Here is a 25,139-nt window from a genome sequence, read left to right as displayed (position 1 = left end):
CTGCCGGACGGGCCCCGCACTGCCGTGCGGGGCTACTAGTCGCGGGGGTTGCCGTGGGCTAATGCAAACAGTTCATCAACATCTAATAATAATGCGGGATGGGGCAGATCGCGTATTACACCACACGAAAAACCATCAACATGATCGGGCGGAGCAAGACCATCGGTGCCAACGCGATGGATACTCATCACTTCATCAACCAGTAACCCGATCTCAGGAGGTTGATCGAAATCCGATGCTGCAAGCAGAATATGGCTATCGAAGTCATAGCCGGGCGGTTCACCAAGCAGCGAACGACCATCGATCACCGGTACAGTTGCTCCATAGAGTGAGACCATACCACACACAACCGCAGGTGCATCACCTAGAGGGGCAATCTCGTTAAGGTGGGCGGTATGCACGACCGTCTGCATAGGTAATGCGACAAAACGACTGCCAATCTGGCAGACAACAACCATCGTGGTGGGGGATGATTTGATCATAAGAGACCTCCCTGTCTCCTTGTTTTACACTAACTCTACCGCGAAGTTCAGGTCAGTAGAGTTACAATCGAGCAACCGGTAATGAACGTTGACACCACCTTGCCAACCGTCTATCTCGGTCTAGATTTGGCGTGGTCGCCACGTAACTCCAGTGGATTCGCGGCTTGTGTTGGTACGCCGGCCGGGGCACAGCTTGTACAACCGCCAAGCCGCCTGCTGACGAACGATGCCATCGTACAGACGATTCGTACAGTGATCGGAGATGCACCGGCCATTCTTGCAATTGATGCACCGTTGGTCGTGCCCAATGAAACCGGGCGACGCACCGCCGAGGCCGAGTTAGCTGCGGCCTTCCGGCGTTATGATGCCGGTCCACACCCGGCCAACCGCCGTCTACTCGCACGCTACGGAGGGGTGCGCGGTGAAGCACTGCTGGCAGCGCTGGCATCGGATGGATTTGTCTACACAGCAGCCATTGAGGCCGGTATGAGCGGGAGGTTCATCGTTGAAGTCTTCCCACACCCGGCAACTGTGGTCTTATTCCGCTTACCGCACATCTTGCGCTATAAAGCACGGCCAGGCCGTGCGTTAGCCGAACGTCGGCGCGAATTAGGGCGTTACCTGAGTTTGTTGCGCGGATTATCCGGCGGCGATCCACCATTGTTTGGGAGTGATGAACTATGGCATGGAATTGACCTCGATCAACTCAGCCCACGTTCGTTGAAGGCCGTCGAAGACGAAGCTGACGCTTTGCTCTGTGCATATATTGCCCTCTACGGTCATCGCTGGGGGGCAACACGCTGCCGAAGCTATGGTACGTTGGAGGGAGGAGCCATCTTTACACCGGATTGGAGTGCGTCCAACTAGTACTAGCACCTTGGTTGCTCTACCGTTACTTCCAACACAATGTTTGGATTAACAGCTACCGGTGCAGAAACCGATGTAGGTGCATAACTCTCCACGCCGGTGCGCTTGCGGCACTACTTTCCGAGCGATATGCTAGAGCACAACAGCCCACAACGAGTCGGGGCTGACGGCAACGAAGCCGAAACCGAGGAAGGAAATGTGTGATGGCAACTTCTCACCATCCGCTGCGACAGGTATGGATGTTCTTTGCCGTCACTTATGGGTTCTCATGGATTTTTGGCTTCCTGCCGTACTCATCGATCGCGGCATCACATTCCCATCACCGTTTATCGATGTTTTCAGCGGGCCGCTCAACCCAGCCGCTTTTGGTCCATCGCTGGCGGCGCTGGTACTCACGTGGCAACACGAGGGATGGCGTGGTGCGCCGGCGTTATTACGCCGGGGACTTGACTTTCGTTTCGGTTGGCGCTAGTTGATCATCATTCTGATTGGGCCAATGATGATCTTTGGCGGATCGATCATCGTCGCGACGATTATGAGCAGAGGTGCCATCGACCTTTCGGTTATCAGCGATCCACCCTTCGCCCTGATCGCGTTCTTCGTCATCTTGTTCACCGGTGGGCCGCTACAAGAAGAATTTGGTTGGCGCGGCTATGCCTTACCGCGCTTACAAGCACACTATGGTTCTGCCATCGCGAGCCTGATCGTTGGCGTGGCGTGGTGGTTATGGCATGCACCGGCCGTCTTCATTCCGGGCCGGTTTATGACGAATGATCTTCTCTTTTGGCGCACTAACCATTGTTATCACCCTTACGTCCTTCATCTTCACATTGGGTCTACCAACACACCAACGGCAGCATCCCGGCGTGCCTGTTGTTGCACACCACGATGAATTGTCGATCTGTCCGGTGATGCCATCAATGCAGATTGACCTCATCACGATAGGGTATATGATAGTGGTTCTCACTACCGTTGTTAGAATCATGACGGTCCAAACAGTCCGTTTCGCCACACACTAATCGAATCACTGTACCACTATGCTCAATAACATCGCTAGTCCTGAACTCTTTTACCAATTCGGCCTTGCCCTGCTCATCGGCGCGCTCATTGGCCTACAACGCGAGTATGCTCACGGTGCTAGCAGTGATCTTTTCGCCGGTGTACGCACATACGCGATCATCGGTGTGATCGGCTGTGCAGCCGGTTTGGCCGCAATCACACTGCAAGCGCCGGAAATCTTCGCGGCGATGGCCCTGGTAATAGGTGGATTACTGATTGCCGCATACGTTCTCAGTCACGGACACGATGGCCCCGGTCTCACCAGCGAAATGGCTGTGCTCATCACGTTCCTGTGTGGAGGCATGGTCGCGTGGGGCTACGGAACGGTGGCAACGGCAATCGGGGTGGCAATTGCTATTCTGCTAGCCCTGAAAGCCCGTCTACACGGCTTAGCGCGCCAACTCAGCCCGCAAGATATGCAAGCTTCGCTCACGCTGGCCGGTATCAGTCTCATTGTTTTGCCGGTGTTGCCAAATACGCCGATTGGGCCAGCACCATTGGACGTGATTAATCCGCAGAAGATATGGCTGCTCGTTGTCCTAATCTCGACGCTGAGTTTCAGTGGCTACATACTGCATAAAATTATCGGCACTACTCGCGGCATTGCGCTCACCGGTCTGATTGGCGGTATCGTTTCTTCAACTGCGGTCACCCTCAGTAATACCCAACGCAGCCGGATCACACCGGAATTGAGTCAGGAATACACGCTGGCCATGTTGCTGTCGTGGGCGGTGATGTTTGTGCGTGTCGGGCTACTCACCAGCGCGATTGCGCCGGAGGTCTTACAGAGATTATGGCCGGTGTTACTGGCGGGAGGCAGCGGCTGCCTCATCTGGGGAGGATGGCTGGCGCGCCAGTCACGCCGGCATGAGGTAATACCGTTGAATTTTGGCAACCCGCTCGAATTGCGTTCAGCAATCGGGTTCAGTCTCCTTTACACTACTATCCTCGTCGGCGCCAATTTCGCCCGTACCCAGTTTGGTGAGGCCGGACTCTTCATTACCAGTATCTTCGGCGGACTTGTCGACGTGGATGCAATCACGTTATCGCTCAGCGAGCTAGCAATCACCTCTGGTGGGCTATCCAATCGGTTAGCGGCCAGCGCTATTGGGGTCGCCGTTTTGACCAACACACTGGTAAAAGGGGGAATCGCGCTGGCCGGCGGGAGTAGCCGGTTGCGCCGTTCAATCACACCAGGGTTACTGCTGATCACCGGATCAATACTAGGCACACTCTTCTGGCCGTGGTAATATCTCATTGCGCTGGCTACCAGACAAACGGCACTAACCGCCACGATCGCTGCTGATACACACGATAGCCGGGAATAGTTGCCACGAGCATGCGTTCTTCATAGCTTAGCTTAGTTACCAATACCACCAGTAAGGCTAGCCACAAGGCCCAGCGCCACAATGTCGGCATGGTCAGCACCCACGCCAATGCTACAATAAGCAGGCTAGCATACATCGGATGGCGGATCAGACGGTACGGTCCAGTACTGACCAGCTCGACCTGTGGCAACGGATCGGGCAATACCGAGAGCCGATGCAGACGCATCGTGAGGAGAGCCCACAAGCCAAGGCCAAGCCCGGCGGCCAGCAATCCTAGCAAGAGCGGAGAGGACGGCAGGAGTGGCCCGCTGAAGGCGATGGCACCCAAACAGGCAAACTGGCCAAACACCAAGCCAAAGGAACGACATGGCGAACGGATCATCATTGGTCATCTCCCAACGTACATCAGCGTAAGGTCTATATCTCATGATTGCATCAATTCGCGGCGTGATCCAGAGCATTGGCAATGACTATCTGATTGTTGAAACCGGCGGTATTGGCTTTCTGATCTATGCACCACGCTCAACACTCAGTGCTGTCGGTACGGTTGGTAGCGACATCTTTCTTCACACCGTCTTAATTGTGCGAGAAGATGCGCTCACCCTCTACGGTTTCAGTGACAACGCTCAGCGTAATCTCTTTGAACAACTGATCGGAGTTAGTGGAGTTGGGCCAAAATTGGCGCTGAGTTTGCTATCAAGCGGGACACCGGATGAAGTGCGGAGCATGATCGCCGGTGGAGACGTAGCCCGATTGGCGCGGGTACCGGGGATCGGCAAGAAGACGGCCGAGCGGATTGTGCTTGAGTTGCGCGGCAAGATCGATTTCCGCCAGCTCACGGCGAGTGGCAGTACGAGTGTCAGCACTCTTGATCGCGAACTCAGCGAGATTTTAGTCAGTTTGGGCTACAGCGCCGCCGAGGCAGCCGCAGCGATCGCATCGTTACCCAGTGACGCACCACCGACGTTAGAGGAACGATTACGGTTGGCGTTACGCTATTTCGGCAGCGCATAACCGTCAAGGTCATCGTAGGGTCTTTGCGGCACTCTCTCTACGATGATGACCAACCGCTGATGACCGGCCGGCCATCGGCAAATCGTTCGATTTGGGCCAAGGCGATCACCGGTATCCCTAACGCAAGCAACGGTTCACGACCCTGTTGAAACACCTTCTCCACCACGAACGCCGCTGCCACAACGCTGGCACCAGCCTCTTGCGCCATCTCGGCCAACGCGAGGGTTGTCCGTCCATTGGCCAAGAAATCGTCGACAATTGCCACCCGTGCTTTAGCAGGAATAAAGCGAGCGGTGATTGCCAATAGCACCTCTCCTCCTTTCGTAGGCGAAGAGATTAGGCGTGTAAGAGCCGGCATCGGCACATCGGGATGGTATTTTTTGGCATATACCAGCGGTATGCGACAGGCAAACGCTGTTGACAACGCCGGTGGAATACCGCTCGCCTCTGCCGTCAGGATAAGATCTGGCTGAAATGGTGCAAGGCGGTTTGCGAGTTCAGCACCGATAGCCTGCATCAAATCGGTATCAATACGATGATTGAGCAGATGATCGATTTTGAGGATGCGATCATTGATCACGACAGCTTCGGCATTGATACGCTGAACGAGTGGTGGGAATGGTTCACAGAATGTAGTAGGCAAGAGGTTCATAGATATTCCACAGGTCTAATAGATTGTTCTTTATCAGATAAACAATATTAACAGAAAGAAATGAACCGTCATGATCGTAGTCAGGTGGAAGATGTGGATAAAGCTTCAAATCATGCTTTCTAATGCGCTGCGCAGGATGTGGACGACATGGGTATAGTTTTCCACATAGCGATGATCGTGTTTCGGGTGCGCGTACCTGTTCGCACATCTTCCACGCGCTGTACACGAACTATTCCGCACGTTATCCACATAGGTGGCGAGTTTTCCACATAATATCGTAAGTTATCCACAAGAGCAGGATATAAAGAAACGGGGCGGTTAACCGCCCCGTTACACGATGTATCTGAGGTACTTACGACTTCTCACTGGAGCGATCGCGGTCGTCCAGGTCAAGCGTGTTGATAAAATTGCGGAAGATCGACAGCGAATCCTCGTTAAGCTCGGGTTCCGATTCGGTTTCGGCCTCAGGTTTCGGTTCTTCGCTGCGGCTTGGAGGAGTGGGGAGGGTCGCATCAGACTGTTCCTCTTCATCAAAGAGGACACCAGCTTGTTCAAGCACATGGTCAGCCACGAAGATGGGTGCTTGGACCCGCTCAGCAAGGGCGATAGCGTCACTTGGACGAGCATCCAATTCGAGGGTACGCCCTGCCTGATCAATGATAATCCGCGCAAAGAATGTATTGTCACGGATATCGTTGATATAGATCTGGCGAACCAAACCGTCTAACTCGCTAATAGCAGCCTTGAGCAGATCGTGGGTCATCGGACGTTGTGGTTCGTGACCTTGAATAGCTGACGCAATGGCGTCGGCTTCAAACTGGCCGATCCAGATGGGCAAGTAACGATTGCCTTCAGTTTCGCGGAGAACGACGACCCGGCTCTGCGTCAATAGGCTGACACGGATACTATCGACAACGACTCGTATCATCGGCCGGCCTTTCGTGAAATGCCCATCACCGGTCATTGGGGAAGGCCGGATCGGGCAGCGAGAGTATCAAGTGCTAATATCTTATCATGCGATGAAAGATGCCGTCAAGATTGACAAACTATTCTATTCGGTGTATTCTCTCGGCAGAGCTGAGCAGGATCGATCATGCAGGTTATTTTTCATCATCCTCCATGGTTTGAGCGATGGATGCGCAGTCGGCGACGGCTTGCTACGGCGCGTTATACCGTGCGTCGGTTGCGTAATCAGACGATTGTATCGGTACTACGACCACCTGCCGTTGCTCCCCTTCCGGTGGTGCAGTGGCGTCTCCGCCTGTCACGTCAGGTTGGTCATGGATTTCTCCTCCTCGCCGTTATCGTCATGCTCGCGGTTGATTATAGTTTCCCTTGGCAGCAACTGATTGCGGGTCGGCAACAGGTGCATACACCGAGTGTGGCGACAGTGGTGGCAACGTCGGCCGAGCAAGCGGTAGGCGTGGCGAGAGCAGTACGGGTGACCGCATCGGTAGCTCGTGAACCTGAGCCGATTGCACCGGCGTTACGTGCGCCGGTACCGGTAGTGACGGCATATCGAACAACGCACCTGCTCACGGAGGGGGAGACCCTGGCTGAGGTGGCGGCTCGCTATCAGATTCCGCTGAGCACATTAGTATGGACAAACGGCCTTGATCGTGGCGATGCCTTGCGGGTGGGGCAACCGTTGCGGATTGCCCGTTTGGCCGGTGTAGCCCACACCGTGGGGGCTGGAGAGACGTTAGCCGCTTTGGCCGAGCGGTACGGGGTGGCACCGGAAGCGATTGCAACCTTTGCACCGAATCGATTGCGTAACGAACAGTTAATCGTTGGTCAAGAGATTTTTATTCCTGGCGGGCGCTTGGCATGGTCATCCGAACAGGAAGCGGCCTTTGCTCAGCGTAAGGCCGAGCCGGTTGGGATTGTCCTTACCAATGAAACAAATGTTCGTTCTGGTCCAAGCACCGATCACCAACGTCTTGCCCAATTAACCGCTGGTCGGCAAGTTGCGTTGCGTGGGCGGTATGGCGATTGGGTGTTGGTTGCTCTTGGGGAAATGACCGGTTGGATTCGCAGCGATCTGCTCGAGTTGGATCCGGAACAGGTTGCCGCACTGCCGGAAGTGCGCAACTTCCCTCCCCCACCGCCGCGTTGGGTTTGGCCGGCGCAGGGGGTGTTAACTTCAGGGTTTGGCCCACGTTGGGGCGGCTTTCATAATGGTATCGACATTGCGAATGTGGCTTGGACTCCGATTGTTGCTGCGAGTCGTGGTTGGGTGTACGAAGCCGGCTGGTGTAGTGGTTACGGCTACTGTGTGAAGATTCGCCATCCCGGCGGGATTGAGACGATTTACGGTCATTTAGTTACCCGCCCGATTGTGCAGGTTGGTCAGGAAGTCAGTACTGGCCAACTAATCGGTTATATGGGAAGTACCTACGATCGTGCCGGCGGTGGATACTCGACCGGCGTGCATCTCCACTTTACTATCCTCGTCAATGGACGTGCAGTGAATCCACTCCGTTACCTACCGTGATGCCCAAAGCTTTTGCGCTTGTGTCGTGTCACCCGTGCTGCGTCTCGTTCATCGGTCATTCTACCTACGGTTGTTTGATACCGTAGCGTTTCACGCGGCCCTGTCACCGTATGGTACAATAGCGAGCGGAGTGACTGCGTAGTGCAGGTGTTTCACGTGAAACAGCAACCTACAGGCCCGCAACCACGTATCGTAGCGATTGCTAACCAGAAAGGCGGTGTCGGGAAGACGACAACCGCCGTCAATGTAGCCGGCGAATTGGCTCGGCGTGGCCGGCGTGTTCTGTTGGTCGATATTGATCCACAAGGAAATGCCACCACCAGCCTCGGTATCGCGAAGGCTTCACTGAACGTCACCACCTACGATTTATTGCTCGGTAGTGCATCGCCGGAAACGCTCCCCCTCGCCACCGGACGAGAGCGGCTCGATCTGATCCCCGCCGATCAAGAACTTGCCGGGGCGGCTGTGGAGCTGGTCGGCGTTGAACGGCGTGAATGGCGCCTGCACGATGGCTTGATCCCACTATTGCCGCGTTACGATTGGATTATTATCGATTGTCCACCCTCACTTGGATTGCTGACACTTAATGCTCTCTGTGCAGCAAATGCGGTGCTGATCCCGCTTCAGTGTGAATACCTCGCCCTCGAAGGGTTGGCTCAACTCAAAACGACCCTCGAACGAGTGCGGGAGAGTCTGAACCCAACGCTCCGGATTCTTGGTGTCGTGATGACGATGTACGATGGCCGTACCAATCTGGCGCAACAAGTCGTTGATGAAGTGCAACGCTACTTCCCCCGTCTCATCTGCCGTACCCTCATCCCACGCAGTGTACGGCTGAGCGAAGCGCCAAGTCACGGTCGCATTGCCTATGAGTATGACCCCCACGGGCGTGGTGCTCAAGCTTACGCCCTGCTGACCGAAGAAGTAATAGGACGGGAGGAGCGAACGGTATGAGCCGAAAACGTGGGCTAGGGAGTGGATTAGATGCACTCATTCCGGCAACCACCACCGACCAAACGGTTGTGCGCTCGTTGCCGGTAGCGGCAATTCGGGCGAATCGGGCCCAGCCGCGTACCTCCTTCGACGAAGCAACATTGGCCGAATTAGTAGCTTCGATCCAAGAGCACGGTATCCTTCAACCGCTGATCGTGAGCGAAGATCCGGAAGGTGGCTATGAACTGATCGCCGGTGAACGGCGCTTGCGTGCCGCACGGATGGCTGGCCTGACAACAGTACCGGCGATTGTTAAGAACGCAACTCCTCAGCAATTCCTTGAATTCGCTCTCGTCGAAAATATCCAGCGCGCCGATCTTAACCCCATCGAAGAAGCGCAAGCTTACGAAACTCTGCGACGTGAGTTCGGGATGAGCGATGAAGAAATTGCACGTCGGGTTGGTAAGAGCCGGGTAGCTATTGTCAATAGCCGTCGTCTCCTCCGCCTCGCACCAGTCGTGCGCCAAGCGCTCCTCGACGGTGCGATCAGTGCTGGTCACGGGCGTGCCCTGTTGCGTCTTGACGATCCTGCCGACCAAGCCGCAGCCCTGACCTTGATCGGCGAGCGTGGCTTAACTGTGCGTGATGTGGAACACCTCACCGAGCTGGCGAGTCAACCTGGCCTGACGGCACGTACTCGTCAGGCCCTCTGCACCGGTCAGATCGAACCGACACAGGCGCTGGCACTACTCCGCATATCCGATCCACAGGTCCAAACGGAAGCATGTGAGGCGGTGATCCATCATCGCCTCAATGTACTTGAGACTGAACAATTCTGCATGGCTCTGGCTGCCGGTACCGATCAGCGTACTGCACTGGCTGCGCTGCATCAGCCACTGGGGGGGAAGCCCACCTCGGAGGCAACACCACGCTTGAACGCTGAACAAACCCGCACAGTACGGCGCTCGCCTGAAGATCAGATGGCTCAGCAGATGTTTGAAGAACTATTGCAAACTCCAGTTCATATTGTTCGCAGTGGACGCACTATCAGAGTAACTATTACGCTGTACGATGAAGAGCAGTTACAAGGGTTGTACGATCGTTTATTGGGGAATGGCTAAGCCATGGTAGAAGTTATTGCTTTTGGTAATCCGGTCTATGATGAAATTATCACGCCGGTAGTGCGTACCGAGGGACGAGTCCTCTCCGGGTGCTCGACGAATGCCTGTCTGGCACTGGGCCGGTTGGGGCGCACGACTGCGCTGGTTGGACGGGTAGGTCCTGATTACGCCGACCGATTCCAATCTGACCTTATGCGTTACGGTATCACACCGTTCGTTGAGAGGGCTTCCCAAACCGGTGGCTTTAAGTTGGTGTATGATAGTCGTGGTGATCGCACGCTCGACGTCTTGGGTGTGGCCGAACCAATAACAATGGTGCCGGATGTTGTCACAACCGCCGCAGCCGTTGTTGTGGGGCCAATTCTGCAAGAAACGTCATTGGAATTCATTTACACCATCCGTACTCGTACCCAAGCACCGATCTTCCTCGATCCGCAGGGGCTGTTGCGCCGGATTGGCGCCGATGGACGGATCGAACACTTTCTACCGGTCGAGTTTGCAGCGATCGCACCGCTGTGTCATGTGATCAAGGCAAACGAAGTTGAAGCGAAAGTTATCACCGGTATTGACCCGCGTAGTGACCCGGTGTTAGCGGCGCGGCGGCTGCGAGAGACTGGGTGTGCCATTGCGATTGTGACAATTGCCGAAGCCGGCTCTCAGATCGATGATGGTGATCGTTCAATTGCAATTCCAGCCTTCCCCACCGATGCGCGCGATCCGACCGGGGCTGGAGATACGTATATGGCCGGTTTCTTGCATGCCTATCTCGCCAATCCGAGCGATCTTTTTCGGGCTGGATGCACCGGTGCCGCGACAGCCTCGATCTGGATTGAATATACCGGCCCGGATGCACCGATTACCCTGGCTGAGGTAGAGCGACGTACCGCCTTTCTTGTGCAACAGGATCGATAATGTGGCACGGTCTGATGTGTGCGTTTCAGCAGTGCCCTAGCTAAAGGATAAACATCAATGATACCGTTGCTTGCCCGCTTTCGCCAAGTCTACGAGCAGGTTTCGTTGCCGCTTGGGCATTTCTGTACCCGTCTTGGGATCCATCCCAATATGCTTACCTATCTGAGCCTTGTGTTTAGCATGTTAGCCGGTTATTTGCTCGCACAACGCGCCTTCCTCTGGGGAGTGGTCACCATCTTGCTGATGGGGTTAGCTGATGTACTTGATGGTGCTACAGCACGGGCTAGTGGTAAAGCAAGTGACTATGGTACAGTCCTTGACCACGTTACCGATCGCTACGCTGAGGCGTTTGTGATGGGGGGCTTGATGATCTCCGGTTTGGTTTCTCCGGTGTGGACGTTGTTTGCGATCTTTGGTATGGTGATGGCAAGCTACGTTCGTGCCCGCGCAGAAGCAACCGGTAAATTGACTTCGTGCAATGTTGGCTTCGCCGGTCGGCAAGAAAAGCTGGGCCTGCTCTTGATCGGTTTGGTGTTGATGCCCCTCTTGCCTGATTTACCGATCCTTGAATGGGCCGTGATTGCAGTAGGTGTTGCCTCCCACGTGACGGCTGTGCAGCGGTTGTTGTATACGCGCCAAATGTTGGTTGGTTCGGCACACGATCATAAACTGCACAAGGAATCAGGGGTTGTGTAAGTAATTAGGATACGAGGTTGTTATGTCGCTCTCAGAAGCCGAAGTCCGCCACGTTGCCCGCCTTGCCCGTATTGCCCTTTCCGATGAAGAAGTGAATGTGATGCGAGCCCAACTTTCGGCAATTCTTGACTACATTGCCATGTTGCAAGAGATTGATGTTAGTAATGTTCCGCCAACGGCCCAAGTTACCGGTCTGACGACCGTCTGGCGACCTGATGTGGTCGGTGAAATGCTCACTCAAGAACAGGCACTGGCCAATGCTCCCGATCAGCAGGATGGTATGTTCCGTGTACGGGCAGTGTTTGAAGAATAGACGTTGTCATCTGTCACTCCTCGTGTATGGGCCATGCAACTTTTGGCGTGGTAGCAACGTCGTACCGGCAGCGATATAACGTAATGCAGTGAAAGGATACGACGATGTACGGGAATAATGGTAATGGTTCACGCCAATCGTATGTCTTGATCGGGGGGTATCCGGTTAAGCCGATCTACCTCGTTATCTTCGGGGTGATCGTCTTTGGCTTGTTAATCTACCTGTTGCTGCGCTTCTTCAACATCGGTCTCACCATGCACTTTAGTGCGTTTGCCGGCGTCCTTCTCTTGATCGCGAATCTGCGCGAACTGCTCGGGACCGGCTATACCCAGCGTGAGAGCACCGCTCTGCTGAATGTCCTGCTTGGCGCCGGTCTGATCTGCGCGTGGTTGGCTCAGTTCTTCGTCCTCTTTTGGCTGCCGGCGTTGCTGGCTGTCGGTGTCGCTACCCCACTGGTTTTGAACCGTTCGGGCGTCTATACCGTGTATCTCACTATGGCTCAGCAAGCGATCGATCGAGTGCGGCGTACATTGGTACGGTAACAGCATAGTCGTCATCAATAGCAAGGGGATCGGTGAGAAACCGATCCCCTTTTTCATTTCTTACGATTGGCTAATCGCCTATCGCATACTGCGACGCATCACCAGACCACCCACTGCCATCAGCGCCAGCGCCGTCAGAGCTGCTGCTGCCAATGGGAGTGTCTCACCGCCGGTTCGCGGTAACGTTGCCGGAGCTGCCGTCGTCACCGGTGCAGTTACTGCAAGCTGTGGCGTAATGTTGGCAACAAAGTTCGTTGCGAAGACGCTGTAAATCTGTCCTGCCTCAACCCGCGTACCCGCCAAATTGATTACCACTGCATCACCACCGGCTGGTGTGACTTGCAGATCGTAGGTCCCGGCCGGCACTTCAAGATAATCGCTCGCGTCTGGAAATGCCAGATTACTGATGAGTGTTGTACCGTTGGCCAACTTCACGTCAACCGCCGGTGCATCAGGCGAGAAGTGGTAGACACGCACTTTCGCTTGACCGGCAGCCGGTGCGCTCAGGTTGTCGACGATTACTTGCGGCTTAATGCTCGCGACCGGGCCAACAGCAGCGATTGTATACGCACGACCAGCCTCGATGGTGACATTCGCATCAATTACCGCCGAGCCGGCTCCTGCACCCGTTGGAGCCACCTGTACGCGATAGGTACCGGCAGGTAGATCAAGGTAAGGGCTGGCGGCAAAGAAACCAACATTGGTCAGCACTGCATTGCCATTAACGAATACATCTACCGCCGGTGCATCGGGTGAAGCGTGAATAACTCGTACTTTGGCTGTGCCACTCTGGGCAAAGGCCGGTACTGCCAGCAATGCAAACAACAGGGCCGTGGTCAAGGCGATCGACAGCTTTCGGATCATGAACGTTCCTCCCTATCTAACAATAAGGCTTTACCATACCGGGAATGCGCCCTTCTTGAACGGTTTTTGCACAATTTCCGGCTTCACTCCTTACTACGCAGCAGTGGCTAAATCGGATGTGTGAGATTCGGCCAATGTTGGCAAGAAGGTGGCAGAGGGGAGCATGCTCCGACCGTCTCGTGTCTGTGACCGGCGCAGTGCGTAGCCGACATCGGTTGGTCGGAACAGGTTGTTGTTTTCCTTATATGTTATTGAGGTGCGGTCGAGATGGCCGGTGCGGTGCAGTGGTATGGGGTATGGGTGTATAGATAGTTTGTTATGCTCGACTCAGGTTCACCGGTAGTTTGTCCGTTGCGATGTTGGTAGCGCTCCATCGCTCGTCAAACAGGAACGGGAGCCGAGCAAAACCCTCTCCGGTCATTGCAGTCAATCACTCTGTGTGTGCTATGCGCTGGTATTGTCCTTCGGATGCGTCAGCAGCAGCCGGTGTCCCCCAAAACAACGCATCTTGCTCGGCACGCAAACGATCACTCAGCCGATCGGTCGGGAACTCCACATCGTCGTAGGTGATGACACCATCTTTGGGAATATCACGTCGCAAGGTACACCCTTCGGCTAATCCGATCGGCAACAAACGTTCTGCATAAACTACATCAGCATTCTCGGCTAAACCATACGTCATGTAGCCGCCCAACCCATCAAGAATCTGACCGGCATGTAGGTCGGTCTTGGCTGCTGCAATAACCTCAACCATTGGTCGGCCGGCAGCGGCTAACACCTGATCGCCGAACAGTGCCACACGCGCGATTGAATTGGGCACTTCAAAGTGGCAAAGATGGTACGGCGTATAGAAGAGGTAAAGAGGACCCTTCCCCAACTTGTACAAGTTGAGATAGTGCTGCATACGTGGATGATCGTGGGTACCCAGCACAAACACACCCGGTCCCGGTGTCGCCCCAACGACATAATCGACAATCCCCGGCCCTTCGATCAGTGCCTCTAGCGGGTACAGGTTGTGTACAACATCGGCGAGTGGTGTTCCTGAGGGAACGGTCGGGCCGAACATACCGCGTCGTGCTACCCGCATACCGGTTGCATTAGCCACAACCGCCTGCTCAAACGAAATCTTCGTGCCATCGGCAAAGCTCGTCACCATGTACGGATTTTGTCCCCACTGCCTGGCAAAGTTGGCTTGGGTGGTTGGATTCCGGTACGGATCGTGCAAGCCCTTGATGTTACCGCACAGCACCGGTTTGACCCCCAATCCACGAACAAACCGGTAGAGATTCATCGTGACCCCGGGCTGATCGCCATCGGACAGCGTGAAGATAACGCCGTAACGACGGGCATAGACTTGCAGAATCGCGCCGAGGGTGCCATCGAGTTCGGCATTCATGGTCACGACGTGTTTACCGTGTTGCATGGCGGCTAGTGCCACGCGCGCCCCAAACTCCACCGCACCGGTGACTTCGAGAATGACATCGATACCATCAGCAGTGCAGAGCAGGAGTGCGTCATCGGTGACAGCCGGTGCGCCGGCTGCCAGCGTCTCAGTGAGGTCAGTTGCCGTGGTAGCTCGCCGAATCGCCTCGGCAGGCACGTCAGCTTCAGTATAGGCTTGGATAGCGCGCTCAATAGTACGGTTTGCAATCGCCACCAAACGCATCCCACGAGTGTAGCGAATAATCTGGAGCGCAATACCGCGCGCCATAAAACCGGCACCGATCATGCCCACCCGGATTGGGCGTCCTTCGGTTTCAGCACGGGCGAGAGCAGTGTCAACAAGGATCATAGAGCACCTTCGAGTAGTGATGGAATAGCAATAAGGGAATGGGCAGAACGGTTGGAGGATTTGCCGTGTGCGTAGTGGGATAGCCTTCGCGCACACGGCAAGCTGTCGAACACACTATCCGTTAAACAATGGCCAGCGCTTATCCTTCTCACTCATTTTGGTAACCGGTAACGGCCATTTAATACTAAAGGCCGGATCGTCAAAACGCACACCGCCTTCAGCGCTCGGTGTGTAGTATTGCGAGACCTGATAGAAAACCTCAGTGTCGTCTTCGAGCGTCTGGAAGCCGTGGGCGAATCCTTCAGGGACATAGAGTGCCAGCCGGTTGGCCGCCGTGAGGGTCACGCCGATCCAGCGCTTGTAGGTGGGAGAATCGGGGCGCAAGTCGATAATCACATCGTAGATCGCACCGCGAATACAGCGTACCAACTTTGTTTCAGCATACGGTGCGTGCTGAAAGTGCATACCCCGCAACGTCCCGGCGAGCCGGTTGTACGAGAGATTCATCTGCACGACCCGATCCACCAATCCGTGTTCGGCAAACTCATCCTTCGACCACACTCGTGCAAAGAACCCACGATTGTCTTCCCGCGGCTCAAGTTCAATAATGTGTGCGTCTTTTAGCTCGGTTGGAATGAAGCGCATACCCTAGCTCCTCCAAAACAGTTCAGCATCAAGCTGGTTGGTCGCGATCAGATGACGCAACATCTTCAGCCGCGTGTATGGTGGGGCCTCGAAGATCTCGCGCGTCATACCGATCCGCTCAAACACCGCGCGTAATTGCCGAGCACCGGCGCTGGCATCGTACCGGCAGGCGAATCCGGGTAAGCGGGTGGCAATCTTCGTAAAATCCACTCGGTAGCTCCGGTTATCTGCATCGTTACGCCCAAACGTAAGTTCGCAGCCGGGAAACACCTCGGCAACGATCTCGGCAATTTCGCGTACCCGATAATTGTACCGGCTATCGCCAACATTGAAAATCTGGTTGTGGATCGCTTCTCGTGGTGCTTCCAACGCACAAGCCACTGCGTGGGCAATATCGAGGATATGCACTAAAGGTCGCCACGGCATTCCATCGCTGGTCATTGCAATCTTACCGGTCGTCCACGCAAGGCCCGACAGGTTGTTGAGCACAACATCAAACCGTTGTCGTGGTGAAGGACCAAATGCGGTGGCATTACGCAAGAAGACCGGTGAAAAGTTATCGTCGGCCATCTGCGCCAGATCATGCTCGACCAACACTTTACACTCGGCGTAGGCGGTCTGAGGATTAACCGGTGACTCTTCTGTCTTGATTTCACCCTCTTCGCCAATGCCGTAGACCGAGCACGATGACATATAGACGAAGCGGGTGATACCGGCAGCTTTGGCAGCCTTCGCCAAGTTGACGCTACCCTGATGGTTGATCTGAAAGGTCAGTTCCCGATTAAGTTGACCGAGTGGATCGTTCGAGAGTTCGGCCATATGCACAACGGCATCAAACCCAACGAGGTCGGCTGTAGTCAGCCGACGGATGTCTTTGACGATCAATTGTGGTTGAGGCAGGCCACTGTGATAGAGCCACCCACTTTCGTAGTAGCCGGTATCTACACCAACCACCTCGTGACCACGTTCCATCAGATATGGGGCGGTGACAATGCCGATATAGCCGCCGCTGCCGGTGAGCAGGATTCTCATGGGAAACTCCTAGCGCATGGAATAGGCGATCCGATACTATGGAATGGTAACGCTGGCCTTACCAGATCTTCCACGGTGCGTGACCACTTTGCCACAAACCTTCGAGATAATTCTTGTCACGCAACGTATCCATCGGGTGCCAAAAGCCGTGGTGACGGTAGGCTGCCAACTCACCGCGCTGAGCCAACTGCTCGAGTGGCTCACGCTCCCAGACCGTGTCGTCGCCGGCGATCAGATCAAAGGCAGCCGGCTCGACCACAAAGAACCCACCGTTAATATAGGCACCATCACCACTAGGCTTCTCTTTGAAGCTCTCGATGCGGGTTTGGTCTTCGGCCAGGGTAAAGGCCCCAAATCGACCCGGTGGCTGCACCGCCGTGAGTGTTACCGTCGCGCCCTGCTCGCGGTGATAGGCGATCAAGGCCCGAATATCAACATCGCTCACACCGTCACCGTAAGTGAGGCAGAATGTTTCGTCACCAACGTAGGGGCGGATCCGTTTGATCCGCCCACCGGTCATCGTCTGCTCACCCGTATCGACCAGGGTTACCTGCCACGGTTCGATCTGGGTGTGATGGACGGTCATCCGATTGGCCTGCATATCAAAGGTTACATCGGCGTGATGCAAGTAGTAGTTGGCGAAATATTCCTTGATTATATGACCTTTATAGCCGCAACAGATGATGAATTCGTTGATACCGTGGGCTGAGTAGATCTTCATAATGTGCCAGAGTATCGGCTTTCCACCGATCTCGACCATCGGTTTAGGCCGAATAGCGCTTTCTTCACTGATGCGGGTACCGTAACCGCCAGCTAGAATGACCGCTTTCATACACTGCAACCTGCCTTCGTGTGGAATGATTACAGTTCGCCGCGTCGCTGCAATTCTTGGCGGAACCACGGGATCGTCAGCTCGAGACCTTCGCGCAGCGATACCTTCGGTTCCCATTGCAAAATCCGGCGCGCCTTGCTGATGTCAGGTTGGCGCACCTGTGGATCGTCTTTGGTGCGTAGATCGCGATAGATCACGCCGGCTTTATTGCCGGTAATCTCGTTGACGATCTGTGCGAATTCGGCAATGGTAAATTCGCCCGGATTACCAATATTGACCGGTTCGACTTCATCGCTGAACAGCAGTCGGTAGACACCTTCAACCAAATCTGACACATACTGAAACGAACGGGTCTGAGTACCGTCGCCATAGATCGTCAACGGCTCACCGCGCAGTGCCTGTGAGATAAAGTTGGGAACAACGCGGCCATCGCGGAGACGCATACGTGGGCCATAGGTGTTGAAGATGCGAACGATTCGTGTTTCGACACCGTGATAGGTATGGTAGGCCATCGTCATCGCTTCGGCGAAGCGCTTCGCTTCATCGTAGACACCGCGAGGTCCAACCGGGTTGACATGCCCGTAGTAGCTTTCCGGTTGGGGGTGGACTTGCGGATCACCGTAGACCTCTGACGTGGACGCGAGAAGGAAGCGTGCTCCTTTGGCTCGGGCTAAGCCGAGCGCTTTATGCGTGCCGAGCGCACCGACTTTAAGGGTTTGGATCGGCAGTTCGAGATAATCAATCGGTGACGCCGGTGAGGCAAAGTGGAGTACTGCATCGATGGAACCTTCAATATAGATATAGTTGGTCACATCGTGGTGGATAAAGAGAAAGCGGGGGTGTCCGGCCAGATGGGCAATATTATCGGTGCTACCGGTAATGAGATTGTCCATCGCAATCACTGTATGCCCTTCTGCCAGAAAGCGGTCACACAAGTGTGAACCGAGAAAACCTGCTCCCCCGGTGATGAGTATGCGCATAGCTGTCGTTCTCCTCTGTACTATCGGTTTGCATGCTACTGAGTATTGGTGAAGGTTTAATGAACATTGACCGATAATGGAATTAAACTCCTTTCATGACCGAATCCCAATAATGTTGGTGATGTTCGCGATAGAAGGCAATTGTGCGGGCTAAGCCGGTACGGAGATCGATACGTGGTTGCCAGCCCAACATCTGTCGAATACGACGATCATCGGCGTAGTAATCACCAATATCGATTGACTTGCGGTCGGGTGGGTAGGGAATAATCTCGAAACTGCCTCCACCGGCCACTTCTACCGTTAAGGCTGCCAGATCGCGCAGATTAATCACCTCTAAACCGCCCAGATTAAAAATTTGTCCGGTTGCAGCCGGATGCAGAGCTGCCAACAACAGTGCATCCACACAATCGTCGATGTAAGTGAAGTCACGCAGTTGTTTGCCGTCACCCCACACTTGGATCGGTTTGCCCTCGATCACATTCCTGATCCAGACGCCGAGGAAGGTTTGGCGCGCGTCCTTCACCCGCATGCGTGGGCCGTAGGTGTTCGTTAGGCGTAAGGCACATGCCCGAATGCCGTACACATTGTTGTAGAGAATGTGGTACCATTCACCGGCCATTTTGTTGATACCGTTGACATCAACCGGATGCAACAGATGGCGTTCATCGACCGGCAGATAATCGGGCTTGCCATAAATTTGGCGGGTTGAAGCGTAAACTACCGTGATTCGCGGATTGTGCTTACGACAGGCTTCGAGGATTGATAATTGGGCACGACAGTTAATATCGAGGTCGATGTAGGGGTTACGCATCGAGTCGAGATGGCTGGTCTGTCCGGCGAGGTTAAACAGGATGTCGTGCCCTTGTACCAGATAGTTCATGGAATACTCATCGCGCACGTCGGCAATATTGACGCGCACTCGATCCTCGATGCCGGCAATGTTGTAGAGATTACCACCGTATTCAGGGATCAACGAGTCGACGAGGGTGATCTGTGCACCGAGTTCAACCAGCCTGTGCGCCAGATTGGAGCCGATAAAGCCAAGCCCACCGGTAATCAAGACTCGTGCGCCGGACAGGGTTTGCAGATCGATCATATGATACCCGCTCTGATAGTTTCAGCAACTAACATCACTTCATCGTAGCTCAATTCCGGGTACATCGGCAGTGAAAGGATGCGTCCGGCTAAATCTTCCGTTATCGGCAGGCTACCCGGACGATAGCCCAAATCGGCATAAGCCGGTTGCAGGTGAGTCGGAACCGGATAGTGAATATCACAGCCAATACCATGAGCCAACAGATGGTTGCGCAACCGGTCGCGGGTTGTATGGTCGGGTAGGATTATCACAAACAGGTGGTACACATGCCCCGGTTCATCGCTGGGCACTTCAACCGGTAGATCGGCCAGTGCTGTCGTATACCAGCCGGCCCGTTCTCGCCGGGCAGCGTTTGCCGCAGCGAGATGGGGTAGCTTTACCCGTAGCAGCGCCGCTTGTAACTCATCGAGGCGTGAGTTGCGTCCACCCGGTTCAATAGTATAGTACTTGCGCTCCCAACCATACATTCGTAACTGTCGCAATCGGTCGGCCCACTCGCGGTGATTGGTCGTTACTGCACCACCATCACCTAACGCACCCAAATTCTTGCTCGGATAAAAACTAAACGCGGCCAGATGGCCCCACTGCCCAGCCGGTCGTGGCCGACCGGTGTCATCAAGTCGCCACGCGCTATGGGCTTGTGCTGCATCTTCGATCACGATCAGACCGTGCCGCTCAGCAATTTCCATAATTGCCGGCATATCGGCCAAACGACCAAACAAATGTACTGGGATCACTGCTCTGGTGCGTGGTGTGATAGCGGCAGCCAATGCTGCCGGATCCATATTCTGCGTCGTTGGATCAACATCGACCAATACCGGTTGCGCACCGGACTGCACGATAGCGGCAACATCGTACATACAAGCGTTGGCGACGGTGATAACTTCATCACCCGGCCCGATGCCGGCTGCAACCAGTGCCAAATAGAGTGCATCGGCGCCACTGGCAACACTGATACAGTGTGCTACGCCACAAGCCGCAGCAAACTCTTGCTCAAATGCAGTCACTTCAGTACCTAAAATGTACCATCCACTTTCAATCACACGTTTGGCGGCAGCGATGAGGTCTGCCTGCAACGCCTGATGACTGCGTTGCAGATCGCCAAACGGAACGCGCCACGATGTACTCATGCATGTACTCCTGGTTGGGTATGGTAGCCGAGCTACGAAACGACATGCTGCGACGATGATAGACTAGATCATTTTACATCGGTCTCGGTACTATAGGGCAATAGTACTTGATGCGGCTTGCATCTGTTTAGACAGCACGGTACAGTAGAGCTATCTATTTGAGGTAGAAAGGAGGTGATCCCGATGAGTCTCCATCATTTTTTGGCGATAGTGTTGGCAATCGGACAACGGCGTGAACGTGGCCAAGGGTTGGCCGAATATGGTTTGATTATTACATTAATCGCACTAGTTTGTGTGTTGGCCATGATCACAATTGGTGATTCGCTGTCTGATATGTATAACACTGTCGCCGCAATTTTCCAGTAAGTCCGGCGACAGATAAGGTATGAGCGTATAGGTGATCCTGGTGGGTTCAAATCTGTTGAAGATTTGTAACCCACCTTTATGTTTATTTTTGTCAGTGTCCAAAGGGATCGCAGTCCTCTAGCGCCTGTTATACACTTCAGCTAAACATGGTAGGATGTCAGCATGACACGTACACTCTATCCAGGCGATGTGAGCGATGAGGAGTGGGTCTTCGGCCCTCTCTACCTGACCTTAATGACCGAAGACGCTCCGTAGCACGGCCACTCGCTGCGCGCGGTCTTTAACGGCTTGCGCTGGATCGTCCGCACAGGAGTACCCTGGCGCATGATGCCAACGATCTGCCGCAGTGGTACACCGTCTCTCGGCAACCCCAGCGCTGACTGAAGGCCAGGGACTTTGAGATGCTCGTCCATGATCGGCGCGCGCTGTTGCGTGACGTCGAAGGGCGTGCGCCTGCGCCGCGCGCGGCGATCGTTGACGCGCGCACGATACAAGCGACCCCCGGAAAGCGGCACGCGCCGGCGCTGACGGGTAGAAATGACGCCAGGGCAGCAAGGTCTACGTGGCGGTTGATCTGCTGGGCCAGTTGCTGACCGTGGTCTTCACGCCTGCCAACGAACAGGAACGCGCGCAGGTCGCCACGTTGGCGAAACAGGTCCAAGCCGTCACGGGCGAGTCGGTTGAAGTGGCGTTCGTCGACCAGGGCGATACGGGGGAACAACCGGCGGTCGACGCCCACGGCATCCGGCCGGCGATCGCTAAGCGGTCGGAAGCCACACGCCTGCTGCCGCACCGCTGGGTCGTTGAGCGCGGCTTCGCCTGGATGGCGCGCTTTCGTCGGCTGGAGCGAGATGATGAGCGGTTGCCAGAGGTCTTGGCGGGATTGCATGTTCTGGCCTTTGCGATGCGCATGCTGAAGCGGTTCATTACCTTTATGCTCGAAAGGACATAACAGACTCTAGACGATCGCTCCTACTCCTCAGCGACCTGGGCCAAGCGCGCTCGGTCTAGTACGATCACCCGGCCCCGCTCGAGTTTCACGAGGCGTTCTTCGGCCATCCGGCGTAACGCACGACCGGCAATTTCGCGAACCGTACCGGTGCGTTCGGCCAATTCCTGTTGGGTCACCTCAGCAGTACCACTTGTCGCTTCAGCGAGTAAGAGGCGGGCTAGGCGTGCGCGTACTGAACGAAAGGCGAGATCTTCGACTAACGTCACCAACTCACGCAATTGACCGGCAAGATCGGCGAGGGCTGCCAGCGCTAAGTCGGGATGTTTGCGGATGAGGGCTAACAGATCATCACGGGCAAGAAGCACACAGGTCACATGACTCATTGCTCGTGCTGTCGCCGGACTAAGCCCTCTGTCGAAGATTGGTACAGCGTTAAAGTATGCGCCCGGCCCAACCATCGCCAGTACCTGTTCACGACCGTCAGGCGCCGTGCGCGATAACCGTACCCGACCGCGCAGGACAAAGAAAATCGCGTGAGCCGGTTGATCTTCGTGTATGATATGCTGACCGGGGCGATAGTGGCAAATCTGGGCTCGCTGTGCGGTGTCGGCCAGAGTTGCTTCATCGAGGCTAGAAAATAATGGGATCGAGCGCAGGTTCTCAATTGTCATTATCGTGCTCACAGTCTGAGGTAGTGTATTATTTACAACACTCGCATTTTGGGTATATCGTTTAGCCATAAGCTACTTTGCATCATTATAGGCATGTTTATGCAGCATCGCGTTACGCTTCATGACGGCGCAGAAATCGCGTATCACGATCTTGGGAGTGGGCCGCCGGTGTTACTCATACATGGCTTTGTTGGTACTGCTCGCACCCATATGGGATTACTGATCGATGATCTGAGTCGCGATCATCGCGTCATTGCTCCCGATCTGCGCGGTTACGGCGCGAGCCGGCCACCCAACCGTACCTTCCCGCCTGATTTTTATCAACGTGATGCTGCCGATATGGCTGAACTGCTCGATCTCATTCAGCCAGGACCGGTAGTTGTAATGGGCTTTAGTGATGGTGGGGAGAGTGCTCTGATCTTGGCGGCAAGCCGGCCTGATGTGCTTCGCGGCGTGGTTGCGTGGGGCGTGTCTGGTGTGATGAGTCAAGCGATGGTCAATGCCGTGCAAGATTGGCTACCGGCAACGGCGTGGGTCGAACGGCGCCCAAGTTGGCGACAAGAGATTATAGAACTGCACGGCTCCGAACAGTTTGAAGCGATTATCGAGGGTTGGGTCCATGCTGCACAGGCAATTGCCGCAGCCGGCGGTGATATTTGCTTCCAGACAGCGTCTCGTATTCGTTGTCCGGTACTGCTGATCAACGGTGATGGTGAACGGAACAATCTACCTTCTGATGTGCAGCGATTGGCCGCAGCTATCCCCAATTGTCGGCTTGAGTTTGTAACTAATAGCGGCCATGCGATCCAAGAGGATCAACCGGAAGCACTGATCCGGCTGATCCGACAGTTTCTCGCCCAGCTAGCGCTGTAGTGTTCGGTAGCGACTAACGTGCCGGTTCAGTCAACCGCTACGAGTCGGTACACACCGCCGGCACGGTCGAGCAGATAGATCTCGCCATCTTCATCTAACCCAAACGAGGTCGTCTGAAGGTTCAGGCGCGCTACCAGTGCGTGTTGCCATTCGTCCGTATTCCTCCACAAGGCCCACAGATTACCGGTACAAAAATCGGCATAGAAGTAGATGCCGGTGAGTGCCGGTTGGCGTATACCGCGATAGACTTCACCGCCGGTTACCGAACAACCACCGATGGCGCTGTCGTGTGGATAGACGGCGACCGGCATGACCAACCCGCTCTGATCACACGTCGCCGGTCGGTAGCATTGTTCACCTTCCATCAATCGCCAACCATAATTGAGGCCGGCAACATTCGCCGGTACAGCATTGACTTCTTCCCACGCATTTTGACCAACATCGGCGATAAAGAGGATGTTATCGACCGCGTCGAAGGTAAAACGCCATGGGTTACGTAAGCCGTAAGCCCAAATCTCCGGTAAAGCACCGTTGCGGTTGAGGAAGGGGTTATCGGTAGGAATAGCATACGGTTGGCCATTATCAACATCGATCCGTAAGAGTTTACCCAACAGCGTATCGAGCCGTTGTCCGGCATCGAGTGGATCGCCGGCGCCGCCACCATCACCTGTACCGATGTAGAGATAACCATCTGGGCCAAACAAGAGTAAACCGCCGTTGTGATTGGCTGCCGGCTGGTCGATCCGTAGCAATTCGCGGGCACTCGCCGGATCGGCCCGATTGGGGTCGGTACTGACTCGGTATTCAGCAACGACCGTATCACCATTTCGGTCGGTATAATTGACAAAAAAGCGACCATTGTTGGCAAATTGAGGATGGAAGGCGATACTCAGTAAGCCCTGCTCGTTTCCGCGCGATCCCACTTGCGCGCGCAGATCGAGAAACGGTTCGCTGAGCCGTTGTCCATCGTGGATAGCCCAAATCTGCCCTTCCTGCTCAACTACGAATAAACGTCGACTACCATCACCAGCGTTCGTGAGGTGGGTTGGGCGACGAAAGTTATCGGCAATCATCTCTAGCGAATAGGTGAGGGTGGTCGGATCGATGGCCGCTATCGGTGCGGATGTGGGTGGAGCTACCGATGGCTGTATAGGTGCCAGGGTTGCTAGCACGGTTGGGGTAGGAGTTGGGGTAGGAACGGTTGGCGTGACGACCGATGCCGTGGGCGGCCAGGTGGGTTGTGCAGTTGGGTTGTTGGAGGCGACGGTACAAGCCGTTAGAGCGATAGTACCAAGAACGATTAACCAAATTGTGTAGCGCATGTGGTTCCTATCTTATGGATTGATAACGATCTTCCTACGTTATTCATACCACATGCGAACGGTGCTTTTCAAAAAGCACGATACACGAGGGCACAGCACACCGCGCCCCTCCTTTCTCTGCGCCGTTGCGTTGCACAACCAATCCGGGCAGGCGAGAGCACAGCACACCGC

28 protein-coding genes and 1 pseudogene are annotated in these 25,139 nt (G+C 54.9%); 15 read left to right on the top strand and 14 right to left on the bottom strand.

Annotated elements, in window-relative coordinates:
* Positions 1–35: 35 nt before the first annotated feature.
* Positions 36–482 (bottom strand): chemotaxis protein CheW, encoded by a 447-nt coding sequence (locus tag ACP5OT_RS00675; RefSeq protein WP_424674573.1) that lies wholly within the window; start codon positions 480–482, stop codon positions 36–38.
* An 81-nt stretch (positions 483–563) separates the two neighbouring features.
* Between ACP5OT_RS00675 and ACP5OT_RS00670 the strand changes: the two genes are divergently transcribed.
* The 4 genes from ACP5OT_RS00670 to ACP5OT_RS00655 all read left to right on the top strand — a co-directional run bounded on the left by ACP5OT_RS00670 (position 564) and on the right by ACP5OT_RS00655 (position 3,658).
* Entirely contained in the window at positions 564–1,349 is a 786-nt protein-coding gene (locus ACP5OT_RS00670; RefSeq protein WP_424674572.1) for a DUF429 domain-containing protein, read from the top strand.
* 268 nt (positions 1,350–1,617) lie between these two features.
* Positions 1,618–1,821 (top strand): hypothetical protein, encoded by a 204-nt coding sequence (locus tag ACP5OT_RS00665; protein ID WP_428113414.1) that lies wholly within the window; start codon positions 1,618–1,620, stop codon positions 1,819–1,821.
* Positions 1,822–2,241, top strand: coding sequence for a CPBP family intramembrane glutamic endopeptidase (locus ACP5OT_RS00660; protein ID WP_424674570.1), 420 nt, complete (start codon positions 1,822–1,824; stop codon positions 2,239–2,241).
* Positions 2,242–2,386: 145 nt separating this feature from the next.
* Complete coding sequence (locus ACP5OT_RS00655) at positions 2,387–3,658, top strand: MgtC/SapB family protein (protein WP_424674569.1); 1,272 nt, start codon at positions 2,387–2,389, stop codon at positions 3,656–3,658.
* A 16-nt stretch (positions 3,659–3,674) separates the two neighbouring features.
* On the opposite strand, the gene ACP5OT_RS00650 is transcribed toward ACP5OT_RS00655, so the two are convergent.
* The gene (locus tag ACP5OT_RS00650) at positions 3,675–4,121 is read right to left on the bottom strand and encodes a methyltransferase family protein (protein ID WP_424674568.1); all 447 of its coding nucleotides are present in this window, start codon (positions 4,119–4,121) and stop codon (positions 3,675–3,677) included.
* A 41-nt stretch (positions 4,122–4,162) separates the two neighbouring features.
* Here ACP5OT_RS00650 and ruvA point away from each other — a divergent pair, with 41 nt between their 5' ends.
* Positions 4,163–4,750, top strand: coding sequence for a Holliday junction branch migration protein RuvA (gene ruvA, locus ACP5OT_RS00645; RefSeq protein WP_424674567.1), 588 nt, complete (start codon positions 4,163–4,165; stop codon positions 4,748–4,750).
* A gap of 37 nt (positions 4,751–4,787) precedes the next feature.
* Here ruvA and ACP5OT_RS00640 read toward each other — a convergent pair whose 3' ends face one another.
* Positions 4,788–5,402, bottom strand: a complete 615-nt coding sequence (locus ACP5OT_RS00640) for a phosphoribosyltransferase family protein (RefSeq protein WP_428131054.1) — start codon at positions 5,400–5,402, stop codon at positions 4,788–4,790.
* Between the two features lie 352 nt (positions 5,403–5,754).
* Positions 5,755–6,330: a bifunctional nuclease family protein gene (locus ACP5OT_RS00635; RefSeq protein WP_424674565.1), complete on the bottom strand. Its 576-nt coding sequence runs from the start codon at positions 6,328–6,330 to the stop codon at positions 5,755–5,757.
* Between the two features lie 165 nt (positions 6,331–6,495).
* On the opposite strand from ACP5OT_RS00635, the gene ACP5OT_RS00630 reads away from it, so the two are divergent.
* The 7 genes from ACP5OT_RS00630 to ACP5OT_RS00600 all read left to right on the top strand — a co-directional run bounded on the left by ACP5OT_RS00630 (position 6,496) and on the right by ACP5OT_RS00600 (position 12,413).
* Positions 6,496–7,896: a peptidoglycan DD-metalloendopeptidase family protein gene (locus tag ACP5OT_RS00630; protein WP_424674564.1), complete on the top strand. Its 1,401-nt coding sequence runs from the start codon at positions 6,496–6,498 to the stop codon at positions 7,894–7,896.
* Positions 7,897–8,052: 156 nt separating this feature from the next.
* Positions 8,053–8,850: a ParA family protein gene (locus ACP5OT_RS00625; RefSeq protein ID WP_424674563.1), complete on the top strand. Its 798-nt coding sequence runs from the start codon at positions 8,053–8,055 to the stop codon at positions 8,848–8,850.
* Positions 8,847–9,950, top strand: coding sequence for a ParB/RepB/Spo0J family partition protein (locus ACP5OT_RS00620; RefSeq protein WP_424674562.1), 1,104 nt, complete (start codon positions 8,847–8,849; stop codon positions 9,948–9,950). The genes ACP5OT_RS00625 and ACP5OT_RS00620 overlap by 4 nt, the downstream gene beginning before the upstream one ends.
* A gap of 3 nt (positions 9,951–9,953) precedes the next feature.
* Positions 9,954–10,862 (top strand): PfkB family carbohydrate kinase, encoded by a 909-nt coding sequence (locus ACP5OT_RS00615; RefSeq protein ID WP_424674561.1) that lies wholly within the window; start codon positions 9,954–9,956, stop codon positions 10,860–10,862.
* Between the two features lie 57 nt (positions 10,863–10,919).
* Positions 10,920–11,558 (top strand): CDP-alcohol phosphatidyltransferase family protein, encoded by a 639-nt coding sequence (locus ACP5OT_RS00610; protein ID WP_424674560.1) that lies wholly within the window; start codon positions 10,920–10,922, stop codon positions 11,556–11,558.
* A gap of 22 nt (positions 11,559–11,580) precedes the next feature.
* Entirely contained in the window at positions 11,581–11,871 is a 291-nt protein-coding gene (gene gatC, locus ACP5OT_RS00605) for an Asp-tRNA(Asn)/Glu-tRNA(Gln) amidotransferase subunit GatC (protein ID WP_424674559.1), read from the top strand.
* A 104-nt stretch (positions 11,872–11,975) separates the two neighbouring features.
* Positions 11,976–12,413, top strand: coding sequence for a hypothetical protein (locus ACP5OT_RS00600; protein ID WP_424674558.1), 438 nt, complete (start codon positions 11,976–11,978; stop codon positions 12,411–12,413).
* A gap of 78 nt (positions 12,414–12,491) precedes the next feature.
* On the opposite strand, the gene ACP5OT_RS00595 is transcribed toward ACP5OT_RS00600, so the two are convergent.
* From ACP5OT_RS00595 to ACP5OT_RS00560, 8 genes are all read right to left on the bottom strand, one after another.
* Complete coding sequence (locus ACP5OT_RS00595) at positions 12,492–13,277, bottom strand: DUF4397 domain-containing protein (protein ID WP_428131052.1); 786 nt, start codon at positions 13,275–13,277, stop codon at positions 12,492–12,494.
* A 430-nt stretch (positions 13,278–13,707) separates the two neighbouring features.
* Positions 13,708–15,069 (bottom strand): NAD(P)H-dependent oxidoreductase, encoded by a 1,362-nt coding sequence (locus ACP5OT_RS00590; protein ID WP_424674557.1) that lies wholly within the window; start codon positions 15,067–15,069, stop codon positions 13,708–13,710.
* A gap of 114 nt (positions 15,070–15,183) precedes the next feature.
* Complete coding sequence (rfbC, locus tag ACP5OT_RS00585; RefSeq protein ID WP_428131050.1) at positions 15,184–15,714, bottom strand: dTDP-4-dehydrorhamnose 3,5-epimerase; 531 nt, start codon at positions 15,712–15,714, stop codon at positions 15,184–15,186.
* Between the two features lie 3 nt (positions 15,715–15,717).
* Positions 15,718–16,746 carry an NAD-dependent epimerase/dehydratase family protein gene (locus ACP5OT_RS00580; protein WP_424674555.1) on the bottom strand — a complete coding sequence of 343 codons (1,029 nt, stop codon included), beginning with the start codon at positions 16,744–16,746 and terminating at the stop codon, positions 15,718–15,720.
* 58 nt (positions 16,747–16,804) lie between these two features.
* Complete coding sequence (gene rfbF, locus ACP5OT_RS00575) at positions 16,805–17,578, bottom strand: glucose-1-phosphate cytidylyltransferase (protein WP_424674554.1); 774 nt, start codon at positions 17,576–17,578, stop codon at positions 16,805–16,807.
* Positions 17,579–17,607: 29 nt separating this feature from the next.
* On the bottom strand, positions 17,608–18,558 hold the full coding sequence (locus ACP5OT_RS00570) for a UDP-glucuronic acid decarboxylase family protein (RefSeq protein ID WP_424674553.1): 951 nt from the start codon (positions 18,556–18,558) through the stop codon (positions 17,608–17,610).
* A gap of 82 nt (positions 18,559–18,640) precedes the next feature.
* Positions 18,641–19,654, bottom strand: a complete 1,014-nt coding sequence (locus tag ACP5OT_RS00565) for an NAD-dependent epimerase/dehydratase family protein (RefSeq protein ID WP_428131048.1) — start codon at positions 19,652–19,654, stop codon at positions 18,641–18,643.
* The gene (locus ACP5OT_RS00560) at positions 19,651–20,784 is read right to left on the bottom strand and encodes a DegT/DnrJ/EryC1/StrS family aminotransferase (RefSeq protein WP_424674551.1); all 1,134 of its coding nucleotides are present in this window, start codon (positions 20,782–20,784) and stop codon (positions 19,651–19,653) included. The genes ACP5OT_RS00565 and ACP5OT_RS00560 overlap by 4 nt, the downstream gene beginning before the upstream one ends.
* Before the next feature lie 183 nt (positions 20,785–20,967).
* Between ACP5OT_RS00560 and ACP5OT_RS00555 the strand changes: the two genes are divergently transcribed.
* Together ACP5OT_RS00555 and ACP5OT_RS00550 are read left to right on the top strand one after the other, a co-directional pair.
* Positions 20,968–21,150, top strand: a complete 183-nt coding sequence (locus ACP5OT_RS00555; RefSeq protein WP_424674550.1) for a Flp family type IVb pilin — start codon at positions 20,968–20,970, stop codon at positions 21,148–21,150.
* Between the two features lie 162 nt (positions 21,151–21,312).
* Positions 21,313–22,102, top strand: a pseudogene (locus ACP5OT_RS00550) (IS5 family transposase).
* A gap of 20 nt (positions 22,103–22,122) precedes the next feature.
* Here ACP5OT_RS00550 and ACP5OT_RS00545 read toward each other — a convergent pair.
* Positions 22,123–22,773, bottom strand: coding sequence for a Crp/Fnr family transcriptional regulator (locus ACP5OT_RS00545; RefSeq protein WP_424674549.1), 651 nt, complete (start codon positions 22,771–22,773; stop codon positions 22,123–22,125).
* 99 nt (positions 22,774–22,872) lie between these two features.
* Between ACP5OT_RS00545 and ACP5OT_RS00540 the strand changes: the two genes are divergently transcribed.
* Positions 22,873–23,646, top strand: a complete 774-nt coding sequence (locus tag ACP5OT_RS00540; RefSeq protein WP_424674548.1) for an alpha/beta fold hydrolase — start codon at positions 22,873–22,875, stop codon at positions 23,644–23,646.
* A 26-nt stretch (positions 23,647–23,672) separates the two neighbouring features.
* Here the strand turns inward: ACP5OT_RS00540 and ACP5OT_RS00535 are convergent, their stop codons facing one another.
* Entirely contained in the window at positions 23,673–24,968 is a 1,296-nt protein-coding gene (locus tag ACP5OT_RS00535; protein WP_424674547.1) for a PQQ-dependent sugar dehydrogenase, read from the bottom strand.
* Positions 24,969–25,139: the final 171 nt, after the last annotated feature.

The organism is Chloroflexus sp. (genome assembly GCF_049970315.1).
Taxonomy (GTDB): Bacteria; Chloroflexota; Chloroflexia; order Chloroflexales; family Chloroflexaceae; genus Chloroflexus.
This window is presented reverse-complemented; position numbering and strand designations above follow the sequence as displayed.